Consider the following 10,962-nt stretch of genomic DNA (forward strand, 5'->3'; position numbering starts at 1 on the left):
CTGCAGTTACCTTCAGTAACACCGAGAAAAGAACAACAGTCTCAACAAGTGCGAATTACATTCTTCTACTCTCATATATGTAATACAATATAAGTCAGTTTTATGAAAATAATTATTGACAAAAAATATATTCAGAAGTACAATATAAACGAACATTAATATAAATGATAATTGATATAAACTTCAATTTATATAAATAACCATAAATGTATTTGAAAGGAGGTAATGACACTGGATTTTGAATTTTTACAACAGTTTTTAAAAATTTTGGCTGATTCTAATCGTTTACGTATTGTTTATTTCATTGGAAAGGAACGAAAGTCGGTTTCAGAAATTATACAGTCATTAGAGTTACCGCAACCCTTGGTATCACATCACCTACGTGTTTTGAAGGAGGGCCATGTGCTGGAGCCTGAACGTGAAGGTGCGTTTATCTACTATAGTCTTACAAAGCCACAGCTTTTAGGTTCTTTAAAAGAGCTTCAGCAAATTGGTAATGGGGAGGATTAAAAAAACGTGAGGAAAATTAAGATGAATATTATGGAGCGATTGATGAATCGTATGATGAATCATATGAGTGCTGAGCAGTATGATAGAGAATTCTAATAAAGGGAGTGAAGATAAGAAACCTTGAAGCCAAGAGCAATAGGAAACTAACCCAATATCAGAAGTCTAAGATTAATAAAGCAAACAGCAAAACAAAGAACTATTAAAGCTACAGCGATAATCATAAGGCTTACTGCAGAAAGAAATCCTGCACCTTTAAATGACTCGATGAGATGTATCTGTTTAACAAATTCAGTGTCTTTGTAGGCGTTCACAAGTTCATGCATATCAGACAGCATTGATGAGACTTCTTCATCATACTGACGTATAAAACGAGTATATAGATGAATGCGTTTAAAATTACTGCTTACTGAATGACCAAAAGCTTTTGCATTATTTGCAGCCTGAATAATGGCATTATACTTGTTTTCAGCATAAATAAATCCAAAGCGTGCAGTAGAACGTATGGAGTTAATAATATCATCTTTAGGTGCACTTAAAAATGCATCTGGAGAAGTGTATTTTTCCAGTAATTTTAATGTAGTATTTGTAGTAATGTTAGAAAAAACTTATAAATATTGCGGATATACCATCCATAATTCGCCTAGAAGCTTATTCACGTAAGAAGAACGGTTGTCCATTAGGTCATAATATTCTCTTGATAGATAATAAATCATATTTAATATTGTTTGATATGAGCGATAGCCTCTTTCTGATAGGAATCCATTTCCAAGCAATGAGTACACATCCTAGCATGTGATACGAGTATAGCCTGAGGTTCCAAACCAGCCAAATCATAAAACCTCATTGAATGGACTAATTGACTTAATCATATGTATAGGTCAGTAGAAACTGACTTCCCAAGGGGGGTAACATTTTTTATCCTATCCTTTAAGAGTATACTTTATGAAAAGTCTGGAGTCTACTGGGAACCTTCAGACATGTTAAATTTAGAATTAACATCTGATGAAGGAAGAACTCTTTCTTCTGTTACAGAATAAAAGAAATGAATAATTTTATATTTAGAAATATTTTAAAGTATAGCCCTTAGTGGGTATAACAATATTATACTAGGAGGTAATGGCATGGCACAGCAATATACAAAAAAAATCATTCGAGAAGAATTCATAAAGATATTGAATGAGCGTCCACTTAATAAAATAACAGTTAAGGATATTGCTTCAGCATGTGATATCAACAGAAATACTTTTTATTATTACTATACAGATATATATGCAATTTTGTCAGAAATCTTTCAAACAGAACTTCAGATAGTAATTGATGAATATAATGATACACTCTCTTGGGAAGAGAGCTTTATTGTGGCTACTAAGTTTTCTTTACAAAACAAAACAGCCATTTATCATGTATATAATTCCATGCAGAAAGAAGAATTAGAGGACTATCTATTCAATGTATCAGGAAATATCATGAGCCGGTATGTTGAAAAAGTAAGCGACGGTATCTCAGCTTCTTCGGGGGATAAAAAACTGATTGCTTCCTTTTATCAGTGTGCTCTTACTGAAATGGTACTACGCTGGATTGCTTCTGGAATGAAGGAAGACCCTGATACTATCATCAGACGAATCGGGCGGCTCTTCGATGGACACATTGCCCTATCCCTTAAGCGAAGTGCTGGTTTAAATGACTCTAATAAAAAACAATAACAAAATCTTTTTTTGTAAGGCATTCTAATCTCAATGCCAAAAAATTAGGCAAACAAACTGCGGCGTTCGAAATTCGAACACCGCAGTTTGTTTGCCTAATGTAAAAGACATAAAAAAGCGATATTATAAGTATGAACAAATCCTACAGATAACAAGTATTCACAAAGTTAAAGGAGGTGTTGTTATTTATTACCACTCAAAATGTGGAGTGCTAGTAGAGTGTACATAAAAGAACTCTAAACATAATAGTAGGATTTAGAAGACTATTAAGAAAGAAGGAAATAAAATGAAATTAAAGACACATGATGATAGGCTTACGCTTACAAATGGAACTTATCATTCTTTGGTAAACGCAAGAAAGCCTGAAGGAATTGAAGAAAAAAAGGCTTACTTAATTGGTACAGGTATTGGTGCTTTGGCTGCTGGTTGTTTTTTAATTCGCGATGCTCATATGGATGGCAGCAAGATTACTTTTTTGGAGCAGCTAGATATTCCTGGTGGTTGTTTAGACGGTCAAATTCGTCAAAATATGGGCTATGTGGCACGTGGTGGACGTGAAATGGGACATCATTTTGAGGTTTTATGGAACTTATTTAGTTCATTGCCATCTACAGAAGATCCTAACATGACTGTATTAGATCATTTTTACTATACAAACTATGATGACCCAAACTCTAGCAATTGCCGTATTACTAAAAATCAAGGCGAACGCTATGATAATGGAAAGTTCAATTTAGGTCAAGACTTGGCAAAAGAATTAGCTGCTTTTGTAAGTATACCAGATGAAGAACTTCAAAATAAAGCTATTGAAGATATTTTTTCCGAAGAACTTTTAAATAGTGACTTTTGGACATATTGGAGGACAATGTTCGCTTTTGAGAACTGGCATAGTGCTTTAGAGATGAAATTATATATGAACCGCTTTATCCACCATGTTGGAGGGTTGCCAGATCTTTCTGCTTTACAATTTTCACGCCATGATCAATATACTTCATTTGTAAAACCTATGGTTAAATATTTGGAAGACCATGGTGCTAAATTTCAATATGGAATTACTGTTAATAATGTTGAGTTCTCAATTTCAGATGATAAAAAGGCTGCAAAGAGAATAGTTGCAGCAGATAAAAATGGAAAGAATATTTCTATTGACTTAACAGAAAATGACTTAGTATTTATCACTAATGGTTCTATGACTGAAGGTTCTGGATATGGTGATGACAATACTCCTGCTCCATTTAACAAGGAACTAGGGGGATGTTGGAGATTATGGAGAAACATAGCTGCTCAATCAGATGAATTTGGACATCCAGATAAATTCTGCACAGATACAGAAAAATCAAATTGGGAGTCTTGCACAGTAACTTGTCATGATGAACGTGTTCCTAAGTACATTGAAAAGATCACAAAACGTTCACCATATGGCGGACGCACTGTAACAGGTGGTATAGTTACTGCCCTTGACTCTTCATGGTTGATGAGCTGGACAATAAACCGTCAAGAGCAATATTATGGACAACCTGAAAAAGACGTTGTTGTTTGGGTATATGGTTTATTTTCTGATGTTCCTGGCGATTACATTAAAAAGCCTATGAGAGATTGCACTGGTAAGGAAATCACAAAGGAATGGTTATACCATATAGGTGTTCCTGTAGATGAGATCGAAGAATTAGCAGAATCATGTACTGCAGTCCCTGTTATGATGCCATTTATCACATCTATGTTTATGCCTCGTGAATTTGGAGATCGTCCATATGTTGTGCCAAAGAATGCAGTAAACTTTGCTTTTCTTGGACAATTTGCTGAAACATTGGATGATCCAGGACGTGATACTGTATTTACTATCGAATACTCGGGACGTACAGCTATGGAAGCAGTATATGTACTGACTGGAGTTGAAAAAGGAGTTCCTGAGGTATTTGCTTCAAGATATGATATCCGCTATTTGTTAAATGCAGGTGCAAGTTTATTAGATGGCGAAAAACTAAAAATTGATTTACCACCATTGACTAAACGTAAAATTATGAAACAACTAGCAGGAACAGAAATTGAACAGTTATTAAAAGAATATGGCATTTTTTAGTGACATTTTGAATTGATAATTTGATTAAAATCCCGAATTTAAAAAAACGGGATTTTAATTTATATTCAATTATATTCAATTATTATAATGATGGGCAAAGCCCTTATTAAATAAACATCATAAAATGGAGGAGACTTCTGTGAAAGAACAAAAAAACATTAAGCAAGCTTATATTCCTGCCATAGAAGAAATGCAAAGCCGGTATGAAGATGATTTGCGCAGGGAAGCCTCAAGGTCATTGGAATATGAATATAATAGAGAGATAGAAGGACAAGAATCATTTTTTAAAGCTTTTCGAAAATTTGAAGAAAGAGATGATAAAATTCCTGTCTATTCTAAAGAAGATAATGTTTTTTACGAAAAATATAAAGCTTATGTAGAAGAGGAAACAGCAAACCAGGGTAAAAAGATACAGGAAATTGAGAATTTAATTGAATATGAAAGGTTTTTTCTTCGCTTTGAAAGGAGGATAAGCAGCGAGACTAATAATTACAGCCACTTTGGTAGTAATTCAGCTACAAGATATCGCGTTGACTGCATAAGAGGATTGGAAAAGGAATTGAAGAAGATCCTGGAAAGCTCTCCTGAAGCATGGGAATTTTATTATAAACGTCAATTGATAAGCGATATAGAAACCCAGCACGAGCAACGTTTGGTAGCTGTCCCCTATGTAGTTAATGCAAAGCAAAAAGTAATAGATTCGTTGAATTTAGGTGTCCCTGTATATATTGTAGGACATTTAGGAAGCGGGAAAACACAATTAGCAACTGAAGCAGCCATGGATTTTACTATTCAAAATAAAATACAAAGTGAATTAGAAAATAAAATGGAGGAATGGTTTTCTAAAAATCCAAATGCGAAAGAAAAAGATGCTATTCAAGTATTTAAAGAACTTAATGAAGAAAGAAAGCTTTATTATAAAAATATATTAACCAATGGAAGTAAAGGGGAAATAGAGTCCCTGCAGCCGCTATTTATATCCGGTTCACATAATTTAACCTATGAAGATATGTTCGTGGAAAAAACCTTGTCTCTTACACATAGTTTCTCCCAGGGATCATATACGGATTACCTTAATATGATTATAGGAGATTTTTATAAGTGGATGGATGAGCACAAAGAAAGACTGGAGCAGATGACTGATGAAGAGCAGCTGCAGCTTAAGATTCAAATATGGAAGAGCTTTTCTGATTTACTGGTAGCAAGTAATAGTAGCTTTGGTACTGTAATAAAAAAAGTAGAAAGAGAAATTTTGATTGCAGTAAAGGAAGGCCGCACTGTAATCGTAGATGAATTAAATACAATTGCCATGCAAAACTTAATAGCTTTGAATGATATATTGCAGCGTCATGTAGGAAGTACAGCTTATATTACAGGAGTTGGCCCCGTTTTGATTAACCCTGGATTTGGATTTATCGGTACAGGGAATCTATCAACTCAAATGGTTAATTATGAAGGGACAAATGAGCTGAATCCAGCCTTTAAATCACGTTTCGTAACAATTGAATACAATTATGTACCTCAAAAAATAACCGGTTCCCTGGAAGATCAGGAGTTCCCAGAAAAAAACGAACTTTTCAGAATAATAATAGCACAATTGGCTGACAAAAATGGAAATATTCACATTCCTGATTCCAAAAGGACATTAGAAGAATTGTTCCGCTTTTCTCAACTGTGTAGGGTTACTCAGAATGTTTTTATGGGTAAGTGGAAAGATAATGAAATCCTAAAAGATTCTGGAATGGATGAACCTGAGCTTAGAGAGTCTGTATTATCAATCCGTAATATTTTGCACGTTTTAGATAATTGGAATCTAGGCGAAGAAAAAGACTTAAGTAAAGCCTTGTGGGATGGTTTTATTAGTTCAATCACTTATCCTGACGATCAAAATTATATTCTCTCACAAGCGGTGCGTTTTGGGTTTTTTCCTGCAATGAAAGGATGGAAGGTTGATACGAAAGGCATAGGAGAAGCAGCGGCAACATACGAAGAAATTCGTACCAGTCCATATTATTATGTCCGCCCATCAATAGAAACTTTAAGCTGTTTAGATGTAGTTCATCTGGTATTTGGAAAAGGAACTCTAAGGAGAGGTTTGACAAAGGGACTAAAAGAAATTTTTGAAATTGATATTGATGATTCACTGCGGATTGATGTGAAAAAATATCAGAAACTAGACCAGCAATTATCCCATTTAGAACATTCAAAGGAGCTGCTTGAATACCTGGAGGATAATGAAGGAGAAAAATGAAACTGAATTTGTCAGTAGACGGAAAGAATTTCAAGAATCAGGTTATAGATTTAAGAAAGAAGCTAAATGAATGCCAAACAAATGGGGTTTTGGATGATGGTTTTGAAGAACAATTAAATAAACTTTCACAAATAGAAGAAGAGTTATTGGCTGAATTAATACCTTATTACAGGGTTTATGCAAATAGTATAAAAAAAACTTCAATGCAAATAAAACCTTTAAAACAATTGGGAGCATTTAGGTTTGATAGTTTCTTACAAACTGCATTGAGAATAAATGAAAATCTTTTTATTACAAGCAGTATAGGCGGAAAGGTTCAATTTTTATATATAGACGTTGCTGATAATTTTTCTTATCGTAATCAAATTGAGGGAGAGTGGAGCCCTCCTATTAAAGAAATAAAGGAAAGGGTTTCGTATATATATAAATTGAGTGATAAAGAAATTATGCTCTTTGGAGTCAGAGGGGGATGTTATCTTCTTTCATGCAATAATTTTAGCCAAATGCCAGACGTCAACGGACAGATTAAGATTAAAAGTATTCAATCAGATCATGATTTTAATGGATTTGGAGGATGCCTGGAAATTAATGAAGGTTTATTTGTAGTGGAAAATGGAGACGAAAAGTTTAGTTTATTTGAAGTAATAAAAGAGAAAGATGAATATGATATCGTTTTTCATAAAGATATATATATCACTATTCAAAATTGGACTGCATTTGAGAAGGTAAATGAAGATTATTTTGCAGTTGGAACAAAAATGGGAGAATTATATTTTATCAAATACGAGAACAAGCAACTTACTATTACGGAAAAAATAAAATGTTTGAATGATGAAATAAGGGGAATTAGATGCCTTCAGGATGAAAATGGCAGCAAGAGTTCAATTATAGTTCTAGGCAATAATGGGCATCTTAAGATACTTTCATTAGAAGACTCAAAACCTGTAAGAATAGAATTGAATGATTTAAAGGGTAATTTGTTTGACGTTCAATCTAAAAAAGGCACTGCTGTAGTTTTAAGTGAGGATGGAATCATATACCTACTTGAAGAAAATTTTGGAAATTGGTATCTAAATGATGAGGTGGATATCAAAGATATCTTTTTTACAAATGTCCTAAAATTAGGTATTTCAAAATATTTGCTTATGGATGTAGAAGGTAAGTTAAATCTGCTGGAAATTGATCGGATTGACACACCGAAATACCTGTGGGATCTTTCACTGTATCAATAGGAGGGATGAGTATGTTTAATATTGATGAACAAACTCTAATTGAAGAATCTAAAAAACACTGCGAAGAATTTTTGCAAAAAGAACAACGCTCATTAGCCACATTTACAGGGGATCCCAGTTTGATGTATATACCTGATCCAAGATTGGAAAGATTTCTACTGGATCCTTCAAAAGGGGTTTTGTACTTACCGCTTCAAAGCTTTCTAGATAGAGAATTAGATGACAATCAGATAATGTGGCATATCTACTACGAGTTAGCCCTATACCCTGATTGGAAAAGGCAAGCTAAAAAATATCTGAATAGAAAAAAAGATTGGCAGAAAGAAATCGATCATATTACAAGATATATTTTGGCCAGGATAAAAGAAGAAGGACTGGAAAAGGACCATGCATATCAACCCGGAATTATTTCAAATTATGTAAGAAAAGAAATTCTTGACTTATTACATCTATTGGATAAGCAGATATCCTTTCTAAGAGTTTTGCAGATGTGCCCTATATATAGAGATAAAGAAAATTTCGAGGGAATTGTTTCATATATGAAACAGACAGGTAAGACCATCGAGTCTATTTCTCAAATGCCTAGACATAGAGCTTTTGCAAACAGTTTATTAATAATTGAATTATATAAAAGAGTGCCTACGATCGAAGGATGTGATGAAAATCCCTTTAATAGAAAGGTTTTCAATCAGTCTTTTTTTAACTTTATTCATTATCAATTAGTTAGACAGATTAATAATGAGCAAGGAATAATAGAAAGAGATCCATTCATTCGTTCTTTTATCTTTCCAATCTTTGAGCAATTGTGGAAAGAAGAAATTGATGAAATGGTGTTTTATAAATCAGAAGGACAGAAAAAAGAGCAAGTAGGGGGAAGTGAAAATCCTTTTGAACAATCTAAAGCAGACGAGATATCAGATTCACTAGAATCTACGCAGGAAGAAGAGAAAAAGATTTTACAAGAAATGTTAGATAAACAGGAACAAATAAGCTGGAACGTACAAAATACAATACAAGGTAAGGTGGATTTAGTGCCTTATGGGATTAGCGAAACAGATCAACAATTGTTTCAATTTTATTCAAATAAAATGAAAATGGAAAGAGAACAAATGCGTCAATTTTGGAAAAAGTTGATAGGGGATGCAAAGAAGGAAGTAAGTGTAAAAAGAGGTGATCAAATAAAGGGAAAACTTAATGTCGGTAGCTTTATTAACTCTTATCCAGATTTTGTAGAAGCTGAAAAAAAGGGAAACTACAAAAATATCCCGATTTTTAATAGATATTTACTAGAGCCTCAAACAGATATATTGCCTGAAAGAATTGAGATTTCTTTTGTAATAGACAATTCAGGATCAATGAATGAGTCAAAAATTGAGGCGGCTAGAAAAGCTCTGGCAGTGACATTGTTGTCAATTGATGATTTTAACCTATATTTGAAAAGCAATGCAGAGCAATTGAATCAAAGAGTAGAAGTTTTAAGCGAAACGTGGTTTTTTGGCAGCAAGTGTTATAATGTTAAAGAATTTAATGATAAAAATGTGAAGGAAAAAGAAATGAGCGGCATAATCCGCTCAATCGTAAAGCTAAATGCAGCAGATGGAGCAACAGATGATGGAAGCTGCCTTATGGAAATATCCAATAGAATTACACCTTTGCATGAAAGGGAACTTAAAAATGGAAAACAAATAAAGATAATCTTCGAAATTACTGATGGCGCATCAAGTTTTCCGGGAGCAGCAAAAGAAGCTGTGCAAGAATTACTATCTAAAAATGTAGAAATCTATGCGTTCCAAATGGGAAAAAGCAACAATACAAATGAAAAAATCTTTAATTTCGTATGGAATGAAGGCTACAGAGAGCCCCATGGAGTAATGATCGGCGAACAGATAGAAAGGCTACCTAAAGAACTGCTAAAAGCAGTAGGGAAAAATATGCAGTCTGCTTTTAATAATCACTGAAAGGTGAGTTCGCATAAGATCTAGCCTGGGAGAACTGGAAAAAATCCGGCAAGTGCGTGGTTTTGAGTCGTTAATGGATAAGGTAAAAATATATGCCTTGAGAAAAAACGTTAAAAATTAATTGACTCAAAGCACACCTTAGCTAATTCTTCAGAACTAATTGGCATATCGTTTTCAATCCATTCAACAAGCATATTAAAGAACAAGCCAACTCGGCCGTAAATGCGATAACGGTCTGGGAGTGAAGGTGTTTTTATGCTATTAATGTAAAAATTATTTTAATTTATTTTCTATCAGGCATTGGAATTCTGTTTTTTAATAAGATATTTAAAATCCGTGCAAGCGGGCATGCTTGTGGAGTAGCAGGCCCAACATAAAGGAACTGCCATACATCATGAGCCTGATAAGACAATCCTTCGAACGACAAATGACTAATGAAGATGAAGAGTAAAAGGGGTTAAGCCCAAATAAAATAAGCATCCGCCTGAGTTGACCAGGTAGATGCTTATTTTATTTGCCAAATTTCCGGGAGTTCTGCATGAGGTCAAAAATTTTAAAGTTCAAGAACGATTGCAACTCTCCACTTAGTTCTTCGAGATCTTCTTGAGTTATTTCAAACTCACCTTCTTTGCCTTTTAAAACAATATAGGCATCCTCTTCATCATAAATAATTTTATAACCAAGTAGGTGGAGCTGCATTTCCATATAATAATCAAAGCTTCTTTTGATTTCTGGATGCTCGTTCCAATCCATTAAATAGGTCGGTGTGAGTTGAAGTGCATCAGCCAAGGCTTTTATCTTGTCTTTTCTTACGTTCTTTATATCTCCATTTTCATATCTTAGAATCGTAGGTGCACTGACCCCTGCAGCCTTAGCAACTTCCTCTAGGGTTAAGCCCAATTCTAATCTTCGATTTTTTATCTTATCTTTAAATTCCACTACTTCACCCGCTTTCATGAGAATATTGTTTTAGTCCACGTGATTTGACTTTGCCTTGCTCTTTGGCTTTGTCAATGCCACGATGAAATAGCTCCCTTGTTTTGCCGTAGTCATTTGTTACAAGGGGCTGTCGGGAAATAGTGAATTTTGACAGCCGATATCGCCAAATGAATATTTCACGATAGAAGCATCACCAAGTTGCTCATTTGAGCATCACTAATTCGCAATTAGAGCATCAACGATTTTTTGTTAGAGCATCACTTGAATTAAGTTGCGCACTGCCAAAAGG

The 10,962-nt window shown here is 34.2% G+C and carries 7 protein-coding genes; 6 read left to right on the plus strand and 1 reads right to left on the minus strand.

Annotated features, from left to right (window positions below; translation table 11 throughout):
• The first annotated feature begins 225 nt into the window (after positions 1 to 225).
• The 6 genes from KHM83_RS17420 (at position 226) to KHM83_RS17445 (ending at position 9,734) form a co-directional block, all read left to right on the plus strand.
• Positions 226 to 510, plus strand: a complete 285-nt coding sequence (locus tag KHM83_RS17420) for an ArsR/SmtB family transcription factor (RefSeq protein ID WP_213238326.1) — start codon at positions 226 to 228, stop codon at positions 508 to 510.
• 1,121 nt (positions 511 to 1,631) lie between these two features.
• Entirely contained in the window at positions 1,632 to 2,213 is a 582-nt protein-coding gene (locus KHM83_RS17425; RefSeq protein WP_213238327.1) for a TetR/AcrR family transcriptional regulator, read from the plus strand.
• Positions 2,214 to 2,499: 286 nt separating this feature from the next.
• Entirely contained in the window at positions 2,500 to 4,293 is a 1,794-nt protein-coding gene (locus KHM83_RS17430; RefSeq protein WP_213238328.1) for an oleate hydratase, read from the plus strand.
• 190 nt (positions 4,294 to 4,483) lie between these two features.
• Positions 4,484 to 6,544, plus strand: a complete 2,061-nt coding sequence (locus KHM83_RS17435) for a P-loop NTPase family protein (protein WP_246543182.1) — start codon at positions 4,484 to 4,486, stop codon at positions 6,542 to 6,544.
• The gene (locus tag KHM83_RS17440) at positions 6,541 to 7,776 is read left to right on the plus strand and encodes a hypothetical protein (protein ID WP_213238330.1); all 1,236 of its coding nucleotides are present in this window, start codon (positions 6,541 to 6,543) and stop codon (positions 7,774 to 7,776) included. The genes KHM83_RS17435 and KHM83_RS17440 overlap by 4 nt, the downstream gene beginning before the upstream one ends.
• A gap of 11 nt (positions 7,777 to 7,787) precedes the next feature.
• Complete coding sequence (locus KHM83_RS17445) at positions 7,788 to 9,734, plus strand: vWA domain-containing protein (protein WP_213238331.1); 1,947 nt, start codon at positions 7,788 to 7,790, stop codon at positions 9,732 to 9,734.
• 510 nt (positions 9,735 to 10,244) lie between these two features.
• Here the strand turns inward: KHM83_RS17445 and KHM83_RS17450 are convergent.
• A complete protein-coding gene (locus KHM83_RS17450; protein WP_213238332.1) occupies positions 10,245 to 10,673 on the minus strand; it encodes a helix-turn-helix domain-containing protein in 429 nt (142 codons plus the stop codon).
• Positions 10,674 to 10,962: the final 289 nt, after the last annotated feature.

It is taken from the genome of Fusibacter paucivorans, from assembly GCF_018390735.1.
GTDB lineage: Bacteria > Bacillota > Clostridia > Peptostreptococcales > Acidaminobacteraceae > Fusibacter > Fusibacter paucivorans.

Bases quoted from the DNA above. Each gene is read 5' to 3' on its own strand.
- KHM83_RS17440 (WP_213238330.1), top strand. From the start codon at position 6,541: ATGAAACTGAATTTGTCAGTAGACGGAAAGAATTTCAAGAATCAGGTT.
- KHM83_RS17435 (WP_246543182.1), top strand. From the start codon at position 4,484: ATGCAAAGCCGGTATGAAGATGATTTGCGCAGGGAAGCCTCAAGGTCA.
- KHM83_RS17420 (WP_213238326.1), top strand. From the start codon at position 226: ATGACACTGGATTTTGAATTTTTACAACAGTTTTTAAAAATTTTGGCT.
- KHM83_RS17430 (WP_213238328.1), top strand. From the start codon at position 2,500: ATGAAATTAAAGACACATGATGATAGGCTTACGCTTACAAATGGAACT.
- KHM83_RS17445 (WP_213238331.1), top strand. From the start codon at position 7,788: ATGTTTAATATTGATGAACAAACTCTAATTGAAGAATCTAAAAAACAC.
- KHM83_RS17425 (WP_213238327.1), top strand. From the start codon at position 1,632: ATGGCACAGCAATATACAAAAAAAATCATTCGAGAAGAATTCATAAAG.